21 protein-coding genes are annotated in these 22,242 nt (G+C 64.0%); 16 read left to right on the top strand and 5 right to left on the bottom strand.

Going from position 1 to position 22,242, the window contains the following annotated elements; translation table 11 throughout:
- Position 1: 1 nt before the first annotated feature.
- Positions 2-1,582, bottom strand: a complete 1,581-nt coding sequence (locus ACOEQ1_RS02985) for an ABC transporter substrate-binding protein (RefSeq protein WP_419757738.1) — start codon at positions 1,580-1,582, stop codon at positions 2-4.
- Positions 1,583-1,892: 310 nt separating this feature from the next.
- Between ACOEQ1_RS02985 and ACOEQ1_RS02980 the strand changes: the two genes are divergently transcribed.
- The 4 genes from ACOEQ1_RS02980 to ACOEQ1_RS02965 are packed head-to-tail and all read left to right on the top strand — an operon-like array spanning position 1,893 to position 6,010.
- On the top strand, positions 1,893-2,912 hold the full coding sequence (locus tag ACOEQ1_RS02980) for an ABC transporter substrate-binding protein (RefSeq protein ID WP_419757737.1): 1,020 nt from the start codon (positions 1,893-1,895) through the stop codon (positions 2,910-2,912).
- Positions 2,913-2,926: 14 nt separating this feature from the next.
- Complete coding sequence (locus ACOEQ1_RS02975) at positions 2,927-3,766, top strand: ABC transporter ATP-binding protein (RefSeq protein ID WP_419757736.1); 840 nt, start codon at positions 2,927-2,929, stop codon at positions 3,764-3,766.
- On the top strand, positions 3,763-4,563 hold the full coding sequence (locus ACOEQ1_RS02970; protein ID WP_419757735.1) for an ABC transporter permease: 801 nt from the start codon (positions 3,763-3,765) through the stop codon (positions 4,561-4,563). Before ACOEQ1_RS02975 ends, ACOEQ1_RS02970 begins: the two co-directional genes overlap by 4 nt.
- A gap of 46 nt (positions 4,564-4,609) precedes the next feature.
- Positions 4,610-6,010, top strand: a complete 1,401-nt coding sequence (locus tag ACOEQ1_RS02965) for an FAD-binding oxidoreductase (protein WP_419757734.1) — start codon at positions 4,610-4,612, stop codon at positions 6,008-6,010.
- Positions 6,011-6,019: 9 nt separating this feature from the next.
- On the opposite strand, the gene ACOEQ1_RS02960 is transcribed toward ACOEQ1_RS02965, so the two are convergent.
- Positions 6,020-7,072 carry a sugar phosphate isomerase/epimerase family protein gene (locus ACOEQ1_RS02960; RefSeq protein WP_419757733.1) on the bottom strand — a complete coding sequence of 351 codons (1,053 nt, stop codon included), beginning with the start codon at positions 7,070-7,072 and terminating at the stop codon, positions 6,020-6,022.
- 175 nt (positions 7,073-7,247) lie between these two features.
- Here ACOEQ1_RS02960 and ACOEQ1_RS02955 point away from each other — a divergent pair, with 175 nt between their 5' ends.
- Positions 7,248-8,762 (top strand): mannitol dehydrogenase family protein, encoded by a 1,515-nt coding sequence (locus ACOEQ1_RS02955; RefSeq protein WP_419757732.1) that lies wholly within the window; start codon positions 7,248-7,250, stop codon positions 8,760-8,762.
- A 5-nt stretch (positions 8,763-8,767) separates the two neighbouring features.
- Here ACOEQ1_RS02955 and ACOEQ1_RS02950 read toward each other — a convergent pair whose 3' ends face one another.
- Together ACOEQ1_RS02950 and ACOEQ1_RS02945 are read right to left on the bottom strand one after the other, a co-directional pair.
- Positions 8,768-10,132, bottom strand: coding sequence for a cytosine deaminase (locus ACOEQ1_RS02950; RefSeq protein WP_419757731.1), 1,365 nt, complete (start codon positions 10,130-10,132; stop codon positions 8,768-8,770).
- 13 nt (positions 10,133-10,145) lie between these two features.
- The gene (locus tag ACOEQ1_RS02945) at positions 10,146-11,165 is read right to left on the bottom strand and encodes a Rieske 2Fe-2S domain-containing protein (RefSeq protein WP_419757730.1); all 1,020 of its coding nucleotides are present in this window, start codon (positions 11,163-11,165) and stop codon (positions 10,146-10,148) included.
- A 207-nt stretch (positions 11,166-11,372) separates the two neighbouring features.
- Here ACOEQ1_RS02945 and ACOEQ1_RS02940 point away from each other — a divergent pair, with 207 nt between their 5' ends.
- Complete coding sequence (locus tag ACOEQ1_RS02940; RefSeq protein ID WP_419757729.1) at positions 11,373-11,705, top strand: hypothetical protein; 333 nt, start codon at positions 11,373-11,375, stop codon at positions 11,703-11,705.
- Between the two features lie 222 nt (positions 11,706-11,927).
- Here the strand turns inward: ACOEQ1_RS02940 and ACOEQ1_RS02935 are convergent, their stop codons facing one another.
- Positions 11,928-12,767 (bottom strand): creatininase family protein, encoded by an 840-nt coding sequence (locus tag ACOEQ1_RS02935; RefSeq protein WP_419757728.1) that lies wholly within the window; start codon positions 12,765-12,767, stop codon positions 11,928-11,930.
- Between the two features lie 164 nt (positions 12,768-12,931).
- Between ACOEQ1_RS02935 and ACOEQ1_RS02930 the strand changes: the two genes are divergently transcribed.
- From ACOEQ1_RS02930 to ACOEQ1_RS02885, 10 genes are read left to right on the top strand one after another with little or no spacing between them, the layout of a single operon-like run.
- Positions 12,932-13,441 (top strand): ureidoglycolate lyase, encoded by a 510-nt coding sequence (locus ACOEQ1_RS02930; protein WP_419757727.1) that lies wholly within the window; start codon positions 12,932-12,934, stop codon positions 13,439-13,441.
- An 8-nt stretch (positions 13,442-13,449) separates the two neighbouring features.
- On the top strand, positions 13,450-14,280 hold the full coding sequence (locus tag ACOEQ1_RS02925) for an ABC transporter ATP-binding protein (RefSeq protein WP_419757726.1): 831 nt from the start codon (positions 13,450-13,452) through the stop codon (positions 14,278-14,280).
- 27 nt (positions 14,281-14,307) lie between these two features.
- Positions 14,308-15,321 (top strand): ABC transporter substrate-binding protein, encoded by a 1,014-nt coding sequence (locus tag ACOEQ1_RS02920; protein WP_419757725.1) that lies wholly within the window; start codon positions 14,308-14,310, stop codon positions 15,319-15,321.
- A gap of 14 nt (positions 15,322-15,335) precedes the next feature.
- A complete protein-coding gene (locus ACOEQ1_RS02915; RefSeq protein WP_419757724.1) occupies positions 15,336-16,727 on the top strand; it encodes an amidohydrolase family protein in 1,392 nt (463 codons plus the stop codon).
- Positions 16,724-17,494: an ABC transporter permease gene (locus ACOEQ1_RS02910; protein ID WP_419757723.1), complete on the top strand. Its 771-nt coding sequence runs from the start codon at positions 16,724-16,726 to the stop codon at positions 17,492-17,494. The genes ACOEQ1_RS02915 and ACOEQ1_RS02910 overlap by 4 nt, the downstream gene beginning before the upstream one ends.
- Positions 17,491-18,246, top strand: a complete 756-nt coding sequence (locus ACOEQ1_RS02905; protein WP_419757722.1) for an ABC transporter permease — start codon at positions 17,491-17,493, stop codon at positions 18,244-18,246. Before ACOEQ1_RS02910 ends, ACOEQ1_RS02905 begins: the two co-directional genes overlap by 4 nt.
- Entirely contained in the window at positions 18,243-19,253 is a 1,011-nt protein-coding gene (locus tag ACOEQ1_RS02900) for an LLM class flavin-dependent oxidoreductase (protein WP_419757721.1), read from the top strand. The genes ACOEQ1_RS02905 and ACOEQ1_RS02900 overlap by 4 nt, the downstream gene beginning before the upstream one ends.
- The gene (locus ACOEQ1_RS02895) at positions 19,254-20,927 is read left to right on the top strand and encodes a CocE/NonD family hydrolase (RefSeq protein WP_419757720.1); all 1,674 of its coding nucleotides are present in this window, start codon (positions 19,254-19,256) and stop codon (positions 20,925-20,927) included.
- Positions 20,924-21,343, top strand: a complete 420-nt coding sequence (locus ACOEQ1_RS02890) for a cupin domain-containing protein (RefSeq protein WP_419757719.1) — start codon at positions 20,924-20,926, stop codon at positions 21,341-21,343. The genes ACOEQ1_RS02895 and ACOEQ1_RS02890 overlap by 4 nt, the downstream gene beginning before the upstream one ends.
- Before the next feature lie 45 nt (positions 21,344-21,388).
- The gene (locus ACOEQ1_RS02885) at positions 21,389-22,237 is read left to right on the top strand and encodes a class I SAM-dependent methyltransferase (protein ID WP_419757718.1); all 849 of its coding nucleotides are present in this window, start codon (positions 21,389-21,391) and stop codon (positions 22,235-22,237) included.
- Positions 22,238-22,242 lie beyond the last annotated feature (5 nt).

The following is a 22,242-nucleotide window of genomic DNA, read 5'->3' as shown; positions in this document are numbered from 1 at the left end:
CTCAGCTCAGCCAGACCCTTTCGCTAATGCGCTGGCCCATGAAGTCGAAGTAGGGATTGGGCTTCATACCCTGCACCTTGTTCGATCCGGCTTCCAGATAGTCGATGAACATCGGGATGAGCGCGCCACCCGTCGAGGAGATCATGCTCTGCATCTGGCCGTACATCTCCTTCCGCTTGGACTGGTCAAGCTCGACGCGGGCAGCCAGCAGCAGCTTGTCGAACTCGGGAACTTTCCAGAAGGTGTCGTTCCACGGCGCGTTGGACTTGTAGGCGAGCGTCAGCATCTGGTCTGCGGTCGGACGCCCGCCCCAGTAGGACGCGCAGAACGGCGCCTTCATCCAGACGTTGTCCCAGTAGCCGTCGGCCGGCTGCTGCTTGATGGAGAGGGAGATGCCCGCGGCGGACGCAGCCTGCTGGAACAGCACGGCAGAGTCTGTGGCGCCGGTGAAGGCGACATCGGAAACCGCCAGTTCGACCTTGAGGTTCGTCTGACCAGCCTTGTTGAGATAGAACTTTGCCTTGTCAGGGTCGTAACTGTGCTGCGGCAGGCTGGCGTCGTAGAACTCGTTGGTAACGGGAATTGGCTGGTCGTTACCAATATGGCCGTAGCCCTTCAGCACGGTGTCGACTATCTGCTTGCGGTCGATGCCATACTTCAGCGCCATCCGAACGTTGTTGTCGCTGTAGGGCGAATCCGTGCAGTTCATGACGAAGACGCCATGCTGGCCGGCAGCACTCTGGATGACATGAAATTTCGCTCGGCGCTTCAGCAGGTTGACAGTGCGCGCATCGAGACGGTTGATGACATCGACCTGGCCGGAGAGCAGCGCGGCCGTGCGGGCCGAGACATCGTTGATGGTCAGCGTCTCGACGCTATCGACATTGCCGCGACCGGCTTTCCAGTACGGGCGCATCTTCTTGACGATGCAACGAACTCCTGCCTCGTAGTGTTCCAGCACAAAGGCGCCAGTTCCGATCGGGTTGTTCCAGTCGGTGAAGCCGTTCGGCACTGCGAGGAGGTGGTAATCTGAGAGGATGAAGGGCAGATCAGCGTTGCCGCTGCTCAACTGGATCCGGATCTGGTTTGCCGAAAGCTTCGTGATGGCGTTGATGGGCGCTAGTTGCGACGCCGCCGGAGAAGCCGACTTCCCGCGATGGAGATTTATGGAGTAAATGATGTCGTCGGCATCGAGCGTCTTGCCGTTGGAGAAGGTGATGTCGCGCCTCACGTCGAAGACCCAGTCGGTTGCACCGGGCTTCGATTCCCAGTTCATCAGCAATTCCGGCGTCGCCTTGTTGTTGTCGTCGATCTCGACCATGCCATTCATGATTTGGTAGCCAAGGTTGACCGGCACCCATTGAAGGTAGGTCGTTGGATTGAGGCTGTCCGTTGTGCTGCCACCGGACATGCCGAGGCGTAGATGCCCGCCCTGTGTCGGCATGGTGGCTGCCTGCGCGTGGCCGATCAACGGAAGCGTGGACAACCCGGCGGCGGCCCCTGCAATCCCGGCCGCAGCCAGGAACTGGCGTCGATCCAGGCCGGCTTCCGGCCGGCCGATCCCGCGATTAGGCTTCCACATGCTGACCTCCCAAGATGACGTGTCTCTCATCCGTCCTCACAAGAAGAGTGCCCTGGCTGACACAGTGAGGTATGAGTTTAAGGCATATCTGCCCCTAGACCATAGTCATGACAAATCTGTGAGGCCTTGTCGAGGGGCGACGTTCCAGGGGTGCAGACGCGACAGGCGAGAGACACCCGTAGCAGCGGTTGGCACAATTTTCAGGCTTCGCGGTGCCGGAATTTCATGCTGTCTTGCCCAGGTGGTCACCCGGCGCGGAACTGCCTAAAAACTAGGCTGTGGTTGCTGATCCAAAAGGAAGAGGACGCAAATGTTCACGCGCAGGCTGCTCAAGCTGACGGTGGTTGCCGGCATGGCTGGAATCCTGGCTCTGCGGCTGCAACCGGCGGTAGCGGCCGCTACAAGAATTACGTTTGTCACTGACTGGAAAGCCGAAGCGGAACATGGCGGCTTCTACGAAGCTCTGGCCCTGGGCCTATACAAGAAGGCCGGCCTTGACGTGACCATCCGGCAAGGCGGTCCCTCTATCGACAACATGCAACTTCTCGCCGCCGGCGCAGTCGATTTTGCGATTGGGTCCAACAGCTTTGGACCTCTGAACCTTGTCCAGGCCGGCGCCAAGGACGTGGCGGTCATGGCCGCGTTTCAAAAGGATCCGCAGTGCCTGATGACGCATCCGCGTAGCGACATCAAAAGCCTTGCTGATATCAAGGGTAAGCCGATCCTCATCTCTTCCGGTTCGGTGAATACGTTCTTTCTCTGGCTCAAAGCCAAATATGGCTTCACCGACAGTCAGATCCGTCCTTACACATTCAATATGGCGCCCTTCCTGGTGAACTCGAAAGCGATCCAGCAAGGTTATGTCTCATCCGAACCCTTCATCGTGCAGCAACAGGGTGGCTTCAATCCACAAGTGTATTTCTTCGCCGACTACGGCTATCCATCCTACGCCACACTCGTCATGGTCTCCCAGAAGATGGTCGACGCTCATCCCGAGGTCGTGCAGGCCTTCGTCAATGCTTCAATTGAAGGCTGGTTCGACTATCTGCACGGTGATCCGTCTCCCGCGAATGCACTGATCAAGAAGGACGATCCCGACGAAACCGATGCGCTGATCGCCTACGGGATAAAGACGATGAAGGCCTACGGCATCGTCGACGGTGGTGACGCTTCAACGCTCGGCATCGGCGGCATGACCGACGCACGATGGAAGGAGTTCTTCGACGTGATGTCCGACGAGGGTGTCTACCCCAAGACGCTCGACTACAAATCCGGATACACCCTGCAATTTGTGAACAAGGCGCTCAGTCTTCATCTGGCGAAACCCTGAGAACGGAAGCGCGCTTGCCCGCAGCCAATCAACCGACCAGCCGTGTCGAGGCCGTTCACACGCGCGGCGTCGGCACACCCATCGTCACGCTCGACAGCGTTGGCAAAGTTTACGGCAACGGCACCGTCGCGCTCCGCGACGTGAACCTTGCGATCGGCCGGGCTCAGTTCGTCAGCCTGCTTGGTCCTAGCGGCTGCGGGAAAAGCACCCTGCTGCGGTTGATCGCGGGCCTCGGCGATTTCAGCAGCGGGCGGATCGACTGGACACAGTCGCCCGCTGAAAATCAGGCAGGAGACGATTTCAAACGCAATCTTGGCTTCGTCTTTCAGGAACCGACGCTCATGCCCTGGGCGAACGTGTTCGACAACGTCTACCTCCCGCTGAAGCTCACTCGCTTGTCACGGAAGTCTGCACGGCCGCGCATCATGGATGCGCTGGCAATGGTCGGGCTGGAGAAGTTTGAGCGTTCCTATCCGCGGGAGCTTTCAGGCGGGATGAAGATGCGCGTCTCCATCGCGCGCGCCCTCATCACCCGGCCCTCGGTCCTGCTGATGGACGAGCCCTTCGCCGCGCTCGATGAGATCACCCGCTTCCGTCTCAACGACGACCTCCTCCGGCTTTGGGCCGGTCATGATTGGACCGTGATCTTTGTCACCCACAGCGTCTACGAGTCCGTATATCTCTCCAACCGCATCGTGGTGATGGCGGCGCGGCCGGGGCGGGTGACAGCTGACCTCACAATCGACGAGCCTTATCCGCGCTCCGAAGCCTTCCGCATGACGGCCGCCTATAACGACTACTGCCGGATCGTCTCGGCCGAACTCCATTCCAGCATGGACGAGGCGCCCGAATGAGAGCCACTCTCCGCGTCAAGGCGCTGCGGGTTGCGCTGCCAATCTTCGTCGGCGTCGCCTTCCTCGGCATCTGGCAGTTCCTTGTCACCTGGCTGCAGGTCCCGAAGTTCGTTCTGCCCGCGCCGACCCTCATCGCGGCGGCCTTTGTTCGCGACTTTGGCATCCTGATGGGGTCGCTCTGGTTCACCCTCACAGTGACAGTCGAGGCCTTCATCCTCGCCGTCATAGGCGGCGTGGCGCTGGCGGTCATCTTCGCGCAGTCAGAGTTGGTGGCGACGGCCTTCTTCCCGTACGCCGTCATTCTACAGGTGACGCCGGTCGTCTCAATCGCGCCGCTCATCATCATCTGGGTGGGCTACGACAACGTGCGGACGGCGTTGCTCATCCTCGCCTGGATCGTCGCCTTCTTTCCGGTGCTCTCCAACACAACGCTCGGCCTGCGCTCGACGGACCACAACCTGCGCAACCTCATGCAACTTTATGGCGCCTCCCGCTGGCGGGTGCTGACGGAGATCCAATTTCCGAGCGCGATGCCCTACCTGCTCGCGGGGATGAAAATATCGGGCGGCCTCTCACTTATCGGCGCTGTCGTGGCTGAGTTCGTAGCCGGCAGCGGAACCTCCACCGGGCTTGCGTGGCGTATCATCGAGGCGGGAAACAGACTGGACATCCCACGTATGTTTGCGGCCCTCGCACTTCTCTCCGTACTGGGCATTGCGATCTTCGGCGTGCTGAGCACCTTCGAATACCTGATGCTGCGGCACTGGCACGAAAGCGCCGTGCGGCGCGAAAATTAGTGGAGGATGGTTGTTCTTTTTCAAGAGAAAGAACCAAACTACTCGGATGGACATAGAGAAGCTCAAGACCAAGCTTGGCGGCCTGTTGGTGGAGGACGACCCCGCAATCGTCCGCAAAAAGAGCCGCGACTTCTACTGGTATTCGCCCGTCCTTAAACGCGAGCTCGACCACGTGACGGGCGACATCGTTGTCAGCCCGACGACCGAGGCCGAGGTCGTGCAGGCAATCGCGGCCGCATTTGAGGCCGACGTCCCGGCTACGCCACGGGGCAGCGGCACAGGCAATTACGGTCAGGCCATGCCCCTCGCGGGCGGCATGGTGCTGAGCTTGAGCGGGTTGAACGACATCACGCATATCGGCCCGGGCACGGTCGTCTCGGGGGCCGGCGCCCTGCTGGGCAAGATCGATGCAGCGACACGCGCGCATTCTGGCCAGGAATTGCGTATGTTCCCGTCGACGCACCGCACGGCCTCCATCGGCGGGTTCATCGCAGGCGGTTCGGGCGGCGTCGGCTCCATCCGCTGGGGTGGTCTGCGCAACATCGGCAACGTCATCCGGCTTCGCGTCGTGACGATGGAGGCCAACCCGCGCGTCCTGGACCTCACAGGCGACGACATCGGCAAAATCGCTCACGCCTACGGGACCAACGGCATCATCACCGAATGCGAAATGCCACTCGGTCCCTCCTATGACTGGATCGACGTGATCGTTGGCTTCGAGAACATGGAGCGCGCCACGACCTTCGCCGATCGCCTCGGCAACGAGGACGGCATTCTGCTGAAGGAACTGTCGGTCATGGCGCCCGGTGTCGCACATGACTATTTTCCAGGCCACGGGAAGTTCGTCCGACGCGATCAGGCAGCGGTGCTCATCATGGTGGCGCCGCATTCCGTCTCCGCGTTGCAGGCTTTTACGCAGCGTCATAGCGGAGAGATGCTGTTCCGAACCGACCGGCTTTCCGAAGACGACCGGCGCGCCCTGCCGCCGCTCTTTGAGTTGACATGGAATCACACGACGCTGGTGGCTCGTCGCGTCGACCCTGCCATCACCTATCTGCAGACGCTTTATCCCTATCCGCAGCACTTGGAAGCGGTCGCCCGCATGGGCACACTAATCGGCTCAGAGATGATGGACCACCTCGAGTTCATTCGCTTCGACGGCCGCATCGTCTGTTCCGGCCTGCCCCTGATACGCTTCACCACGGAAGAACGGCTCGACGAGATCGTGCGGCTGTTCGAGGCAAACGGTTGCCTTGTCTTCAACCCGCACCGCTACACGCTGGAGGAGGGCGGGATGAAACGCTCCGACCTCGGGCAGCTCGCCTTCAAGCGCGAGAACGATCCGAAGGGGCTGCTCAACCCCGGCAAGATGATCGCCTGGGATGATCCGGACTTCGACTTCAAGAGCGAGCGGAAGTATCTATTCTCCGGGTCAAGCCCGGGATGACGGTCAACACTACAATCCAAGGAGGTGCCGCACCGCCGCGCGATCTGAGTGCGTTGCCGCAAAGTCGTCAAATATCCGGTCAGTGACTTCGATGATGTGGTCGCGGATGAAACGGGCGCCCTCGCGGGCAGCAACCTCGGGATGCTCGAGACAGCACTCCCACTCATAGACGGCCCAACCGGTGAAATCGTAAGCTGCGAGCTTCGAAAAGATCGCCTTGAAGTCAACCTGACCATGACCGAGCGACCGGTCGCGCGCGGCACGATCCAGCCAGCCCTTGTAGCCGCCAAGAAACCCCTGCTTCGCGGTCGGGTTGAACTCCGCGTCCTTCACATGGAACATCTTGATGCGCTCATGATACACGTCGATGAAGCCAAGATAGTCCATCCCCTGCTTGATGAAGTGACTGGCATCATAGTTGATGTGGCACCGGGGGTGATTTCCGACGGCAGCCAGGAACATCTCGAAGGTGTCGCCATCGAAGACATCTTCCGTAGGATGGATCTCAAAGCAAAGATCAACGCCGCACTCGTCGAAGAGGTCGAGGATCGGACGCCAGCGCCGGCCCTGTTCCTCGAAGCATTCCTCGATAAGGCCGGCCGGACGCTGCGGATAAGGATAGAAGAAGGGCCAGGCGAGCGAGCCGGTGAACGACACGTGCTCGGTCAGGCCGAGACGGCGTGACACGACGGCCGCTTTGCGCACTTGGTCGGCAGCCCACAGGCGCCGCTTTTCCGGCGCTCCACGTAGTTCGGGGGGACACTGGCCATCGAACAGCCCGTCATAGGCCGGATGGACCGAGACCATCTGCCCCTGGAAATGCGTCGACAACTCCGAGATCGCGATGCCGACATCGGTCAGTTGTCCCGCCACATCATCGCAATAGGTTGTGCTTTCGAAAGCGCGATCGAGGTCGAAGAGGCGACGGTCCCAGGTCGGGATCTGGATGCCGCGATACCCGAAGTTCTTCGCCCACGCAGCGATACCCTGCAGCGAATTATGTGGTGGCGTATCTTGTACAAATTGCGCCAGAAACAGGCCCGGCCCCTTCAGGGTCCGCATAGCAACTCTCCTCCCGATGGCGCCGTGCGCCGGAGACTTCTTGAGATAAGTAAGAACTGGGACGCCTAGCTCTGTCAACTATCAGGCGCGCGTTGTCGCCTCCCGGCCACCAAGTATTGGAACGTGCGTCTTCCGGGGGTAGAGGTTTCAAGCTTGCGCATTCAAGGATCTCGTCGTGTCAGACGGTGAAGAGGACCATCGGCCCCGGCTGTCCCCGGCGACGCTCACCAAAGTCGGACCCGAGATACGGCGGCCAGCCTACCGGCGCGAGAACCTGCAGATCGGCATGGCGCATTTAGGCGTCGGCGCCTTCCACCGCTGTCATCAGGCGGTATTCACCGATGACATGCTTGAAACGCGCATGGGGCGCTGGGGGGTGATTGGGATCAATATCCGGCCACCCCGGCTCGCCGACAGCCTTGGCATCCAGGACGGGCTCTATACCGCGACCCTCCGGCAAGGTGCGACAGCGGAGACGCGCGTGATCGGCAGTCTCCGTCACGTCATCGATGGGGAGACCGCAAGCGGGCTCGACGCCGCTTTGGCCACGTTGGCCGACCCGGACATCGATGTAGTCACAATGACCCTGACCGAGAAAGGCTATTGCCACATCCCCTCCACAGGCGGCCTCGACGCCGCGAATGCCGACATGCTGGCAGATGCCGCGGGTGGCGCGATGCCGAAAACGGCCCTTGGACTGCTGGCGCTGGCGCTCGACCGTCGACGCGAACAGCACGGCGCCGGCCTGACGCTCGTCAGTTGCGACAACATTCCCGGCAACGGTGGCATTCTACGATCGGTGCTTACAGAGTTCGCTCGACGGCGCTCGCCCAAGCTGGCCGATTGGATCGGGGAGCGGGTCGCCTTCCCGTCGACCATGGTTGACCGCATCGTGCCTGCGACTACGGCCGAGGACATCGAATACGTCGGCGCTTTGACAGGCGTCACGGACCTCGGCGCCGTGGTGGGCGAGCCGTTCCGGCAGTGGGTGATCGAGGACTCGTTTGCAGCGCGGCGGCCGCCTTGGGATACGGCTCGCGCCACTTTCGTTTCCGAAGTAAGACCCTACGAGTTGATCAAGATGCGCGTGCTGAACGCTGCGCAGTCGACGCTGTCGCATCTAGGAGCGTTGCTGGGTCACGACTACAGCTTCGAGGCGGCGGCGGACCAGCTCCTGGCGCGCCTCACCCGCGCCATGCTTGAACAGGAAACTGCGTGGACGCTGCCGAGCGTTATCGGGATGGAGATCCAGCCTTATATTGAAACGACGTTCACGCGTATCGGCAACACTGCAGTTCGGCACCGCTGCCACCAGATCGGCACCGATGGGTCTCAGAAGATCGTGCAACGCATCCTCGACCCATTACGCGAGCGCCTTCGGGCGGGCTTGGCGGCCGACCACCTGGTGTTGGCGGCGGCAAGCTGGATTGCCTATGCGGTGGCCGGCGCGTCACGCTTCGGGAGGAGGTGGCAACCGAGCGATCCTAGGGCGAGTGCCGTCATCTCCATGGCCGAAGCGACCGGCGACACACGGGAGTTGGCGCGGGCCGCGCTCGGCATCACCGCCATCTTCGGTGAGGACATGGGCAAGGACACGATCGTGGAGGCAATCGGACGCCACCTCTCCGGCCTGCTGTCGACCGACCCCGCAGGCTATCTGACGAGCTTTGCGGCAGCCCGAGACTACTGATCCCGCTACGCTGCGCTGGGTCCATTGGTCGCGCGCGGCGCCGCTTTCGCCAGATAGTCCAGCTCCGCGTAATCGGGCAGCGTGGTGTCGACCGGCCGTCCCGCGCGCAGCACTATGCGATCCGATTGCGGGCGGGATACAAGCTCATCAAAGCTCCGCGCCCGCGTCAGCACGAGATCGGCCGATCTCCCAGCGCCGATTGCCCCCAGTCCCGGCAGACCCATGGTGGTCGCCGGGACACGACAGATGCTGCCGCCCCAATCGCCGTAGGGATGATCAAGATGCGAAACCCGCAGCGCGAAACGGAAGCTGTCCAGCGTGTCGTGATCGCCGTACGGCACGAAGGGGTCCCGGCAGTTGTCGGTAGCGACCGCAACGGCGACGCCGGCCTGCCTGAGTTCATGCGCGAGCGTAACGCCGCGCCAGCGCGGGGTGCGGCCACCCGAGCGATCTTGCAGGTACATGTTCGCGGAGGGTAGCGTCACGATGGTGATGCCGAGGCGCGCACAGGCCTCTATCGCGGCAGTGGCAACATCATCCGTCTGCAGCGCGAGGTTGCAGCAATGGCCGCAGGTCACGCGGCCCTGGAAGTCGTTCCGCTCCACTGCCGCTGCGATCCGCGGCAGCGTGAAGGCTGCCAGATCATCCGTCTCGTCGACATGCAGGTCCACATCGAGCCGACGCGTCCGCGCCTGCAGGAAAAGCCGGTCGAGCAACCCGTCGATCTCCTCGATCGAACCATGATCGACGCCGGACAATCGCGTGACGGCGCCGAGTATTCCCGATGAGCGCTCGACGATGTCGGCCAGTGTAATCCCGAAGGCGCCCTCATACTGGTCGATGGTAACGAGGGCGACGGCTTGCAACGCAATGCGTCCCTCCCAGCAATCCCGCATGGCGCGAAAGACGCCCCAGGAAATCTCGGCCTGCTCGCCGAAACTGTCGAGATGGGTCCGGATCGCGCTGACGCCATGCGCGTAGGCGCAGCGAAGTCCGAAATCCATCCGCGCGGTGATGTCGTCGGCGGTCCAGAACGATGCGCGGTCGGCGCCCGTCGCCGTCAGCGCGCCGAAGAAGGTGCCGTCGGGGTTGGGCGTGCGGCGAACGACATGCCCCTTGTCGAGATGCGTGTGCATGTCGACGAAGCAAGGCCAGACGATGCCGCCCGCGAGATCGACCCCGTCCGAAATGGTGCCGGCGGGCTCGACGGCGGCGACTACCCCGTTTTCGATGAGAAGATCGGCATCGTGCAGGTAACCCTCTCGCGGGACACCAAGATGGGCGGATGATGTATCATCGAGCGTGCCCGCGGGGATTGCGGCCCGCCGCAGCCAGACGTTGCCGGCGGCCGGGACTGTCAGAATGGCCATGTGCGATGCCCCATCAATACGCGTAGGTGACTTCCTGCTCGCCATGCGCGTGCAGCAGCTCCAGCAGCCGCTTACGCATGATGAGCCCTGGCCGGTCGGACGGCATATGCGCCTCGATCCGCCGTTGCACGTCGAGGATTGCATCTGGGCTGGTCGATTCCAATACGTCTTTATCCTCGCGCACGATCGTCGCGTCCCAGGCGATGAGCTTCTCGGTGGAGCAATCAGCCTCGGCGTCGTTGCGATACAGAAGCTGCACCAGCTTGATCTCGCCATCCTCCACCGGCGTCGCGACGTTGATGATGATATGGCGGATGCCGCTCGGATAGGTCATGTCCATCCGTCGGGCGAAGGGCAGATACCAATGGTTGACCATGCTCCGCGTCGTCGTCGGCTCGGTCGTCCCCGTCACCGCATGAGCCGCAGGCGGGTTGAGGATGTCCACAACCGTAGTCGCCTTGAAACCGTAATCGGTCTCCTCGATCGCGTAGCTTTTCGGCTTCGGTTGCTTTACATCTCCGAAGGTCGCCTGATGGACGAAGGCGAAATGCGCATTGTCGAAGGAATTCTCCATCAGCCGCAGCGGCGCCGTGTTCCAACTTTCGTAGAACTGAAAGATGCGACGGAAGCCTGGGTCGGTATCCTCGGGGATGTCGAAGACCGGCGCCAATGGCTCCTCAAGCGCTACCCAGACGTAGCCGTAACGTGCCGCCGCATGGTACGACTTCACTCGATGCTGCGGGAAGGGCTGCTCCGGATCAAACTGCGGAATGCGCACCAGGAGGCCGTCGGCCCGGTAGGTCCAGCCGTGATAACCGCAGACGATGCGGCCCTCGTCGCACCAGCCCTTGGAGAGCTTCGCCGTGCGGTGACAACAGCGATCCTCGAGCGCGGCAGGCGTTCCATCCTCGGCCAGGAACAGCACGATATCCTCGCCCATCAGTCGAAACGGCTTGGGGCCAGCCGTCACCTCCTCCACGCGCAGCGTCGGATACCAGAAATGCCGCAGGGTCTTCTGCTTCGTGGTCAACATGCGCGTTGTTCCCGGACATAGACGGCTTGAACCGAAGCATAAGATATGAAACGACCCTCCGGGAACAGCATTGATTAGATCAAGCCGGCGACCGTGGCGACGATCGGCGGAGCACGATGGCGGCGCCCTGGTCACGCCATCTTCATTGGCATGTTCGGGCTCGGACTCCTCTTTGTACAGTAGACACTTATCTCGAGGAGCCGCATCATGCTGACCCGCACCGCGATCTACGAGGGTAATGTCAGACCTGGCCAAGAGGACGAATTCTTTCGCCGCGTGCAGGAGGAACTCGAGCCGCTTTGGCGTCGCTTCCCGCATGTCACTGCAGTGCGTGTGCAGCGCATCCGTTCCTCGGACAAAGACGCGCAGCCGGTCGCCATGATCCTCGAGATGGACTTTCCAGACCAAGCCGCGATAGACGACTGCCTCGCCTCGCCCATCCGTCCAGAATCGCACGATGCCACCCTCAAGGTGATGCAGCTTTTCGAGGGGCGGTTCTATCACGTCGTCAGCGAGGCGCGGACGCTCTCCCCAGCCTGAGCACATCCTCCTGGCTCATGCCATTACGCCGCCTCGGATCGTTTTCCGGTAGATCGGATGATCCGGGCGCGTCACTGTCCAACTTGAAGCCGTGCGTGTAAATGCCCTCCACGGTTTAGCCGGTCCTGCAGTCAGCGTCATCGACGGATTCTAGCGGAATGGCACCCGGAAATATGCGTGGTGTTTGGATGACATTGCACCACCGGGACTCCACGCCCCCCGTCACGCCCCCGCGTCGAACACTGTCCTCGCCGTCACGGCTTCCATCGGATATGATCGCACCTCATCGATCAGTCCAAGCAGAGCCCGCGCCGCCCGCTCGACCTGCTCCGCTCCACGTGCGGCATCCGCCGCTGCCGCGTTTCCGCAGGCGCCCGCGGGGTGCAGGTCCTGCGCCTGCCAGCCGAAGCCGATCCCACCCTCCGGCGTCAATAATGCGTAGTCCCGCTCCATCTCCACCGAACGCGGCACAAAATCCGCCGCGTGCTCCATCGCCACAAGATCAGGGTGGAGGTGCAGCATCACCGAAGTTTCCGCTTCACCGCCATGGATGCCGTGCCTGAGCTCGCCCGGGCTGTAGAGGTCGCTGCTGTCGATGGTGCGGAACCAACTCGCCCCCACCGCAAACATACCGAGCTCCACGCGCAACTCGCGGCAGACGATCTCCATCACCTGGGGCTGCCCGCCATGCGAGTTGAACAGGATGATCTTCCTCACGCCCGCTCGCCAGGCGCTCTTCGCGACCTCGAACCACAGCCGCGCCAGCAGCTCATAGGGCAGGCTGAGCGTGCCGGGAAAAGCGAGGTGTTCGTTTGATTTACCAATGGGCAGCGCCGGCATCACCAGCGCGGGGAGGCCGGGCGGCATCAGCGCGACCGCACGCTCCAGGATGCCGGCGTTGATCGCGGCATCCACCCGAACCGGCAGATGCGGTCCATGCTGCTCCACCGCGCCCACGGGCAGGATGGCGACGATTTCCCGCATGTCGAGTTGCGCGAACTCCCGGGTGGTGAGGTCCCACCACCAGTGTGACGATGGTCCGCTCCGGGTAGTCTGGTCCATGGCGCTCGGCCCCCTCAGTTGACCGCACCTCCATACGATCCTTTCTGTCTTCTGGCCGCTGCCTTTCAAACAGAGCATCGCGCCAAAAAAGATTGTTCCAATTTTGGCCATCCTGGCCGACGATGCCGGCCGTTGCCGCGTTTGTGGCTTTCTCAGAGGACGCCATGGCTGATACAGTATCGCCTATTGCACAAGCCTTGCCCGCCTTGCCTATAACTTCGGCAAGTTTTGCGGCTTTTGGGTTCGTGGTAGAGCCGACGCCGGATGGTGCGCCCACTCCCTCGGTCGATGGTGCGCTCGATCTCAGCGGTGGCCGACCGCGCTTCTACATCATGGCGCTCGCAAATCGCGGCCTCGAGGTCTCCCGCATCACCCGCCACAGCGCGGCGACGCAGGTGCTGGCCTCTGCCGGAGGCGAAAGCTGGCTGCTGGCCGTCGCGCCGCCCGATGCGGCCGCAACTGCGCCGGACCCCCAGGCCATCCGCGCCTTCACGGTCCCCGGCGGCGTCGGCGTGCTGCTCAGTCGCGGCACCTGGCACGCCGGCCCGTATTTCGAGACGGCGACGATGAACTTCTTCAACCTCGAGCTCGAGGATACCAACGACGCCGACCACCATACCTGCGATCTTGCCGCCAGCTTTGGCCTCACCTTCATGCTTCGTCCGACTGCATGAGCCTGTCTATGCCCATCGCTGATTCAGCGTCGGCGGGCTCACTCGCCCGCGCCGCGCCTCCCGGACATGCACAAGGTCTCTCGATTCGGAACGTCGAGATGGTCTATCGCCGCGGCAACCAGACCGTCACAGCACTCTCCGGCTGCGACCTCGACATCCCCGGCGGCTCCTGGGTGTCGCTCATCGGCGCCTCGGGCTGCGGCAAGTCGACGCTGCTGCGCATCCTGTCGGACATCGTGAAGCCCACCGGCGGCTCGGCACTCCTCGGCGGCATGACGCCGGCACAGGCGCGCGCTGGCCGGCGCTTCGCCCTCGTCTCACAGAGCGCGGTGATGCTCCCCTGGCGCCGCCTGCTCGGCAACGTCGAGCTGGGGCTTGAGGTCGCGCGCGTGGATCGTGCCGAGCGCCGCCGCCGCGCCGAGGAGGCCATCGAGATGGTCGGTCTCCGCGGCTTCGAGCGCGCCTATCCGTCCGAGCTTTCCGGCGGCATGCGGCAGCGGGCGGCGATCGCGCGGGCGTTGACGCTCAAGCCCGCCTACCTCTTCATGGACGAGCCTTTCGGCGCGCTCGACGAACTCACCCGCGACCGGCTCAATTTTGAGCTGCTGCGCATCCTGGAGGAGACGAAGGCGACGCTGCTGCTCGTCACGCACTCCATCAGCGAGGCTATCATCCTCTCCGACACTGTGGTTGTCATGTCACCGCGTCCGGGGCGGATAACCCAGCGCATCGATGTCGGGTTTGGCCATCACCGTACGCCCGAGATGCGGGACGATCCACGCTTTGGCCGGCTGGAAGCCGAGGTGCGACACGCGCTCGGCCACAGCATGGCGGAATAGCTTCAGCTTTTTCATAAGGAAACTTGGATGCTCTCTCGTAGTCGATGGATGACTTCGCTGCTGGCCGGTGCCGCCATGCTCGGCCTGGCGGGGAAGGCCGACGCCGCCGGTATGACCAAGCTGTCCGTGGTGCTCGGCTACATCCCGGATGTCGAGATGTATGGACCGGAGTATGCGTTGCATGCCGGCTACTACAAGGCAGCCGGGCTCAACGTGACGCTCACCCCAGCGGGCCAGGGCGTCGATCAGGTGCAGATGGTGGCCGCCGGGATCGCCACCATCGGTATCGACAATCCGGAGGCGATCCTCGCGGGCGTTGGCCAGGGCGAGAAGTTCAAGGTTTTCGCAGGACAGTTCCAGACGCAGCCCATTGCCATGACCTGCCGCAAGGATAGCGGCGTCACCGTCCCCGCCGATCTTAAAGGCAAGACGGTCGGCGTGAAGGTCAACGCCCAGCCCTACTACAAGCTCTTCCTCGCCAAGAACAACGTGCCCGCCGATGATGTAAAGACGACGACGATCGGGCCCAATGATGTGTCGCTGCTCATCGCCGGCCGCATCGCTTGCGAGATCACGACCTTCGCCTTCAACGAACCGCTGCTCGTGCAGCAGGCGGGCATCCCGACCACGGTGCTGCCGCTCGGCAAATACGGTCTCAATGCCCAGGCGGATTCCTTCTTCGTGAAGGAGAGCTACTTCGACAAGCCCGCCAATCAGGCGACGCTCGTGAAGTTCCTCCACGCGACAGCGCAGGGCTGGGTCAGCTTCTATAAGGACCCGAAGGCAGCTGCGAACTTCATCATAGACGGCCACTTCGTCGATGGGCTCGACCGTACGCAGCAGATTTTCCAGGCGCAGCAGCAGGTGAACTACATGAAAAGCCCGCTGACGGCCGAGAAGGGCATCCTCTGGCTTGATCCTTCCATCTGGGACGAGACGGCGGCGAACCTGAAAGCGGCTGGCGTCACCTCCACCGTCATCCCCACCGCGCCGATCCTCACCACCTCCATCCTTGAACAAGCCAACATGCCGAAGTTCTGAGGCGATCTGCCGCGATGAGCATCATTTTGGCGGACGGCTGGGTCGTCACGATGAACCCGCGACGGGATGTGCTGGATGAGGCCAGCATCCTGATCGAGGGCGACCGCATCGCGGCCATCGGCAGCCGCGCCCAGCTTTGCACGGCCAACCCTATGGCCGAGGTCATCGACTGCCGGGGACAGATCATCATCCCCGGCATGGTGAACACGCATACGCATTTGTTCCAGACGCTGCTCAAGGGTTTGGGCGACGACCGTGTGCTGCGCGACTGGTTCACCTGCATGACCGGCCCCTCCGCCGTCGAACTCACGCAGGAGGACGTGGCCGCCGCCGCGCTGCATGGCTGCGTCGAGAGCATCCGTTCCGGCGTCACCTCGCTGGTCGATTTCATGTATGCGCATCCCCGGCCGGGCCTGACGCAACCGGTCATCGACGCCTTCGAGGCCACGGGCATCCGCGGGCGCGTCTGCCGCGGCTTCATCACCGCGGGCGCGGAGTTCGACATCCCGGTGGCCCTCATCGAAGCGCCGGACGCGGCGCTCGCCGATGCTCAGGCGCTGATGCGCAGCCATAACCGGCTGGGTGGACGGGTGCAGGTGGGGCTCGCCCCGAGCATGATCTGGGCGCTCGACGAGGCGACGCTGCGGCGCACCCGGGCGCTCGCCGATGAGGAACACGCCTTCATCACCATCCACGTGGCGGAAACCAACTTCGAGATCGAGCAGTCCCAGTCACGGTTTCACTGCACGGACACGGAATTTCTCAGCGAGATCGGGTTCCTCGGGCCGGACGTGCTGGCCGTCCATTGCGTGCAATGCGCGACGCGGGACATCGGGCTGTTGCGCCATCACGACACCCGCGTATCCCACAATCCGTGCAGCAACATGTACCTCGCCTCCGGGCTGCCGCCGATCCCCGAGATGCTCGCCGCCGGCGTGACGGTGGGGCTGGGTTCCGACGGGCCGGCAAGCAGCAACAACCACAGCCTGTTCCAGGCGATGAAGTTCGCGGCCCTCATCCAGAAGGGCTTCCACCGCGACCCAACCATCATCACCGCCGAGAAGGCGCTCGAGATGGCGACGATCGACGGCGCCCGCGCCATCGGCCTCGACCACGAGATCGGCTCCATCGAAGTCGGCAAGAAAGCCGACATCGCGGTCATCGACACCAGCGGCCCCGCCATGGCGCCGGTTCATCATCCGGTCTCCGCGCTGGTGTATTCGGCGCTCGGTCATGAGGTGACGACGGTCCTTATCGACGGCGTCGTCGTCATGCGAGACGGCCGCATCACGACGGTGGACGAGGCCGCCGTCATGGCGCGGTCACGCCGCGCCGCCGACAGCCTGACGCAACGCGCCAACACCGCGCACTTTGGCCGTCGCCCCTGGCGGTCGACCGCGACATGACACGTCAGAACGCCTTCTCCGTGCTGCTGCCGCCCGGCGTGCTCGTCGTCGCGATCATCGCGGTGTGGGCCTGGATGAGCGCTCACGGTCTCATCCCGAACTATCTCCTGCCAGCGCCGCTTGCGCTGCTGGAGGCGCTCAGCTCCAACGCCTCGGAACTGCTGCGCCACGGCGCGGCGACGACGATGGAAGCGGTCGGCGGCTTCGCCATCGGCAGCCTGCTCGGCGTCGGCGCGGCGATCCTGCTCGCCTCTTCGCGCTGGCTGCGGCAGTGCTTCTTTCCGTTGGCGCTCGCGAGCCAGGCCGTGCCCATCGCCGCCATCACGCCGCTCATCGTGCTCCTAATCGGGCGCGGGTTGCCGTCGATCCTCACCGTCGTCTCCGTCGCCGCCTTCTTCCCGATGCTCATCAACATGACGCGTGGCCTGCGCGAGGCCGATGTCGGCTACCACGAACTCCTGCACAGCCTCTCGGCGACGGGCGCGCAACGGTTGAGGATGATCGAGCTACCGGCTGCCCTGCCCTACATGTTCGCGGCGCTCAAGGTCAGCGCCTCGGCTGCCTTCATCACCGCGATCGTCGGCGAATGGATCGGCTCGAACGTGGGGCTCGGCTATCTCATCGTGATCTCGGGCCAGTATTTCAAAATCCCCACGCTGTGGGCGGCGGTCGTCGTGACGGGCGTGCTCACGCTGATGCTGGTGGGGCTGGTGACGCTCGCCGAGCGGTGGGCGACGCCCTGGGTGCCGCGCGAGACCGCATCATGATTCGCATCCTCGGACCCGTCGCCGTTTTCGCCGTTGTGCTGGCCATCTGGTTCGCGGTCACGGCGCTCGGCTGGATCGACCCGCTGGTGCTGCCCTCGCCCATCGACGTGGCAGGCGTGTTCTGGAGCGACGCGGGGACGCTCGCCTACAATGCCGGCGTCACCGCGACCGAGGCCATTGCGGGACTTGTCATCGGCAACACTATCGGGCTGTTGCTCGCCATCCTGTTCGTGGGCTCGCCGACGAGCCGGCGGTCCGTGCTCCCGCTCGCGATGGCCGCACAGTCGATCCCCATCGTCGCGGTGACGCCGGCGCTCATCATCGGCTTCGGCAACGGGATGGAGCCGAAGATCCTGGTCGCCATCTTCCTTGTTTTCTTCCCGATGCTGGTGAACGGCATGCGCGGGCTGCGAAGTGCCGATGCCGAGGTGGGCGAGTTGCTGCACAGCCTCTCCGCCAGCGCCTTCCAGCGCTTATGGATGGTGCGGCTGCCGGCAGCGCTCCCCTACATCTTCACGGCGCTGAAGTTCTCCGCCTGCAGTTGTTTCGTCGCCGCTATCGTGGCCGAGTGGGTGGCGGCGGATCGCGGCCTCGGCTACCTCATCGTGTTCATGAGTTCGCAGTATCGCAACGCCGAGGTCTGGGCGGCGGTGATCATCGGCACGCTCTCCAGCATGGCGCTGGTGGGGCTCGTGGTGCTGATCGAGCGCTGGGCGATGCCCTGGGCGCGCCAGACGGGCCGCCTTGCATGAGCCCGCCACCTTCCTCGACACGGATCGGCATCTTCAACCAGATGTGGGCAACGGTCGGGATGTCCGACCGCGAGGCCATCACGACGGCCATCGACATCATCCGCCATGCCGAGGCGCAGGGGTTCGCCTCTGTCTGGATCGGCGAGCACCACGTACTCCCGGGCCTCCCCGGCACGTTCCATGGGCGTGTGCCGGCGGCCGAGGTTTTCCTCGCCCATGTCGCGGGCCTGACGAGCCGGATCGCGGTCGGGACAGGCGTGAAGATCCTCTCGACCAACTCTGGCCGCCGCTCGGCCGAGGAGATGGCGATGCTGTCGCTCCTGGCGCCGGAACGCGTGGAGTTCGGTCTCGGCCAGGGGCTGACGCTGCCCGGCTCTCCCGAGACTCGTGCCGAGAAGGCGACGCGCTACCGGGCGCTGCTGGCGGAGATCATCGCAACACTGCGCGGCGAGTTGCCCTTCTCGCTTGAGCCCTGCCCGGAGGTCGTGGAGAAAATCTGGGTCGCGTCGCGGGATGCGCCGACGCTCGCCTTCGCCGCCGAGCATGGCCTCAACCTTGTCATCGGCCAAGCCGAGATCAGTCTGCGTCAGGCGGAGTATGTTCGGCGGTATCGGGCGGAGGGCGGACGTGGCGAGGTTCGCGGCGCGCGCATCGCCTTTGTCGCGCAGACCATGGCCGAGGCCGAGGCGGACTGTGCCGAGGCGACCGAGATCTATTTCAGCAACTTCGCCTACAAGAACTACCATGCGCAGGCGGTGGCGGATGGGCTGCTGCCGCCCACCGCGCCCACGCCCGCCGAACGTCGTCGTCAGCTTGATGTCTTCGCCGGCACGCCTGATTTCGTGGCCGCCGCGCTGAACGACCACATCGCAATGACGGGCATCGACCGGCTCGACATCATGCCACAGTTGCCCGGTATGGCGCCCGAAGCGGTCAACCGGTCGCTTGCTCTGTTTACGGCGGAGGTGCGGCCAAAGCTGCGCTTTCCGGCGCTGGTGGAGGTCTGAATGCTGCGCGTCGCAGGTCCCGAGACGGTCTCCATGACGACCCGCGACGGTGTGCGGCTGGACGCCGACCTCTATCGCCCCGCGGACGGCGGCCCCTACCCGGTGCTCCTCATGCGCCAGCCCTACGGCCGTCGGATCGCCTCGACCGTCGTGTTCGCGCATCCGCGCTGGTACGCGGCCCAAGGCTACATCATCGCCATTCAGGACGTGCGCGGCACCGGCTCGTCTGAGGGCACCTTCCGCGCCTTCGAGACCGAGCGTGAGGACGGCGCCGATGCCATCGCCTGGGCAGCCACGCTGCCGGGCTCGACGGGCCGCGTTGGCATGTATGGCTTCTCGTATCAGGGCATGACGCAACTGCTGGCGCTGGCGGGCGGCGCGCCGGCGCCCCCTCTACCAGCACTGGGCGCGCTGGCGCCGGTCATGGTCGGCTGGGACATCTATGGAGACTGGGCCTATGAGGGCGGCGCCTTGCGGCTGGCGGACAGCATCGGCTGGGGCATCCAGATGGCCGCCATCCGAGCCGGCTTCGAGAAGGATCATGAAGCCGTTCTCGCGTTGTCACGGGCCGCCCGTGCGCTGCCATTGCACGACGAGACGCCTGCCTTCCCCGACGTGCTGCGACGCTACCGAGCCTACGGCCACTACACCGACTGGGTGGAGAACGACCGCCACGACGCGCCCTACTGGCGTGCCATAGCGCCGCGCGCCGCCCTGGCCGGGCAGCGGATGGACGTGCCGATGCTCCACATCGGCGGCTGGTACGACACCATGCTCATGGGCACGCTCGATGCCTTCGCTGCCGCCCGCGCCGCCTCGGACCAGCCGCAGCGTCTGGTTGTCGGGCCGTGGCCGCATCTGCCATGGGGGCGGATGTCCGGCGGCGACATGGGCCCCGAGGCCGATGCGCAGATCGACCGGCTGCAACTCCGCTGGTTTGATGGATTCCTGAAGGGTTCCGGAGGCGGCGGCGCACTCAGCACCGGTCTGGAACTTTTTGACGTAGGGGCGAAGCTCTGGCGGGAGTTCACCGTCTGGCCCTCGGAGACGCGAACCTTATACCTCGGGAGCGAGGGCCTCGCCGCGCCGACCGTGACGGATGGCATTCTTCAGGAAACCATCGGAAACGCCTCAAGCGATCAGGTGGTGCATGACCCTTGGCGGCCGGTTCCTTCTCTCGGCGGCCATGATGCCGCCCCGATGGGGCGGCAGGACCGCACCGCGCTCGACGCCCGCGCCGACATCGCCTGCTACACCTCGACGCCCCTCACCGACGACTTGCTGCTGGTCGGGCGGGTCGACCTCGACCTCTGGGTGGAGACGGATGCCGCGAGTTTCGACCTCTCGGCCGTCCTCTCCGAGGTCACGGCCGAGGGACGAGCGATCGTGCTCACCCAAGGCTACCGCCGCGTGGCACCGGGCGAGGCGCTGCCGCTGCGCATCTCCCTCCGCGCAATCTGCGCGACGATCGCCGCCGGTTCGGCGCTGCGGCTGAGCCTCGCGGGCGCAAGCTTCCCGGCGCATCCCGTCAACCCTGGCACGGGCACGCGCCTCATCGAGACGCGGGCAGCCGATTGCCAGGTCATCACGCTGAGTATCCTCAGCGGGGCCGACACACCCTCGCGGCTCATCCTGCCCATCGCGACATCGTCGCCAACACGGAGCGAACCATGATCGGTTTCGGCAAGGAGGCCGCCTCGACGGCCAAGGCTTTCCGCATCGCACCGACGGACACGAACTACTTCGCGGTGCTCTTCGATCCGGAGAAGGACGGCATCCGCAACGTCTTCGTCGTTGAGATCTTTACCCCCGGCGGTGCGACGCCGCCCAACACCCATAGCGACGCGGACGAGTTCTTCTATGTCCTCTCCGGCGAGGGCATCGCGCGCTGCGGCGCGGCGGAGACGCCGCTCAGGAAGGGCGACGCGCTGCTGCTGCATCCCGGGAACGAGCACATCGTCCACAACACCGGCACGAAGAAGCTCTACTGCCTGACGGTGATGACGCCGAACGAGGGCTTCGCCGAGCTGATCCGCAGCGGCCAGCCTGTCGAGCTTGACGCAGAAGATCATGCGGTTCTTGGGGGTTAGGCGCTGGCATCGTAAACTAGTGCCCTCTGTGCCAGGATGCCGGGCATGAGCATGAACCAAGCCGGCAACGCAGCCCAAATCGACTACTGGAACGCGACCGCGGGACAAACCTGGGCGGCGTTCCAGGCGCAACTCGATCTCCAGCTGGAGCCGCTGGGCGCGGAAGGGATACGTGTCCTCGCGCCTTCGCCCGGCGAGCATATTCTCGACATCGGCTGCGGCTGCGGTCACACGAGCTTCGCCCTCGCAGAGCGGGTAAGGCCGTCCGGCGCGGTTGTCGGCGTCGACATCTCGCAACCGATGCTGACGGTGGCGAAGGACCGGTCACCGTCGTTCAGTGCCCATGCACCTGTCTTCAGGCAAGCCGACGCCCAGATCGATGACCTCGGACAGGCAGCCTTCGACGGTGCGTTCTCCCGCTTCGGGGTCATGTTCTTCAGCGATCCGGTCGCAGCCTTTACCAACATCCGTCACGCTCTCAAGCCGGGTGGCCGTCTCGCCTTCGTCTGCTGGCGGCCGCTCGACGAAAACCCGTGGATGTCTGTGCCGCTGGAAGCCGCCCGGCCGCTGCTGCCGCCTCAGCCGGCCGCCGAACCTTCAACCACCGGCCCCTTCGCCTTCGCCGATCCTTCACATGTCCGGGCTATTCTGGATGAGGCCGGTTTCAGCGCCATATCGATTACGCCCTTCGACGCGCGGGTCGGCAGCGGCGGATTGGAAGAGACGGTAGCGCTCTGCCGCCGCATCGGGCCTTTGGGCGCCGCGTTGCGGGAGAACCCCGACCGCGCCGACGAGGTCCTGGGCGTTGTGAGGGAGGCTCTGGCCGCCTATCTCTCCCCCATGGGCGTTTTGATGCCGGCCGCCGTCTGGATCGTGAGCGCGGCCGCCACCTGAGACAA

The organism is Acidisoma sp., assembly GCF_965199065.1.
In the GTDB taxonomy this organism is placed as follows: domain Bacteria; phylum Pseudomonadota; class Alphaproteobacteria; order Acetobacterales; family Acetobacteraceae; genus Acidisoma.
This window is presented reverse-complemented; position numbering and strand designations above follow the sequence as displayed.

Bases quoted from the DNA above. Each gene is read 5' to 3' on its own strand.
- ACOEQ1_RS02985 (WP_419757738.1), bottom strand. From the start codon at position 1,582: ATGTGGAAGCCTAATCGCGGGATCGGCCGGCCGGAAGCCGGCCTGGAT.
- ACOEQ1_RS02980 (WP_419757737.1), top strand. From the start codon at position 1,893: ATGTTCACGCGCAGGCTGCTCAAGCTGACGGTGGTTGCCGGCATGGCT.
- ACOEQ1_RS02970 (WP_419757735.1), top strand. From the start codon at position 3,763: ATGAGAGCCACTCTCCGCGTCAAGGCGCTGCGGGTTGCGCTGCCAATC.
- ACOEQ1_RS02965 (WP_419757734.1), top strand. From the start codon at position 4,610: ATGGACATAGAGAAGCTCAAGACCAAGCTTGGCGGCCTGTTGGTGGAG.
- ACOEQ1_RS02960 (WP_419757733.1), bottom strand. From the start codon at position 7,072: ATGCGGACCCTGAAGGGGCCGGGCCTGTTTCTGGCGCAATTTGTACAA.
- ACOEQ1_RS02950 (WP_419757731.1), bottom strand. From the start codon at position 10,132: ATGGCCATTCTGACAGTCCCGGCCGCCGGCAACGTCTGGCTGCGGCGG.
- ACOEQ1_RS02945 (WP_419757730.1), bottom strand. From the start codon at position 11,165: ATGTTGACCACGAAGCAGAAGACCCTGCGGCATTTCTGGTATCCGACG.
- ACOEQ1_RS02940 (WP_419757729.1), top strand. From the start codon at position 11,373: ATGCTGACCCGCACCGCGATCTACGAGGGTAATGTCAGACCTGGCCAA.
- ACOEQ1_RS02935 (WP_419757728.1), bottom strand. From the start codon at position 12,767: ATGGACCAGACTACCCGGAGCGGACCATCGTCACACTGGTGGTGGGAC.
- ACOEQ1_RS02930 (WP_419757727.1), top strand. From the start codon at position 12,932: ATGGCTGATACAGTATCGCCTATTGCACAAGCCTTGCCCGCCTTGCCT.
- ACOEQ1_RS02925 (WP_419757726.1), top strand. From the start codon at position 13,450: ATGCCCATCGCTGATTCAGCGTCGGCGGGCTCACTCGCCCGCGCCGCG.
- ACOEQ1_RS02920 (WP_419757725.1), top strand. From the start codon at position 14,308: ATGCTCTCTCGTAGTCGATGGATGACTTCGCTGCTGGCCGGTGCCGCC.
- ACOEQ1_RS02915 (WP_419757724.1), top strand. From the start codon at position 15,336: ATGAGCATCATTTTGGCGGACGGCTGGGTCGTCACGATGAACCCGCGA.
- ACOEQ1_RS02910 (WP_419757723.1), top strand. From the start codon at position 16,724: ATGACACGTCAGAACGCCTTCTCCGTGCTGCTGCCGCCCGGCGTGCTC.
- ACOEQ1_RS02905 (WP_419757722.1), top strand. From the start codon at position 17,491: ATGATTCGCATCCTCGGACCCGTCGCCGTTTTCGCCGTTGTGCTGGCC.
- ACOEQ1_RS02900 (WP_419757721.1), top strand. From the start codon at position 18,243: ATGAGCCCGCCACCTTCCTCGACACGGATCGGCATCTTCAACCAGATG.
- ACOEQ1_RS02895 (WP_419757720.1), top strand. From the start codon at position 19,254: ATGCTGCGCGTCGCAGGTCCCGAGACGGTCTCCATGACGACCCGCGAC.
- ACOEQ1_RS02890 (WP_419757719.1), top strand. From the start codon at position 20,924: ATGATCGGTTTCGGCAAGGAGGCCGCCTCGACGGCCAAGGCTTTCCGC.
- ACOEQ1_RS02885 (WP_419757718.1), top strand. From the start codon at position 21,389: ATGAGCATGAACCAAGCCGGCAACGCAGCCCAAATCGACTACTGGAAC.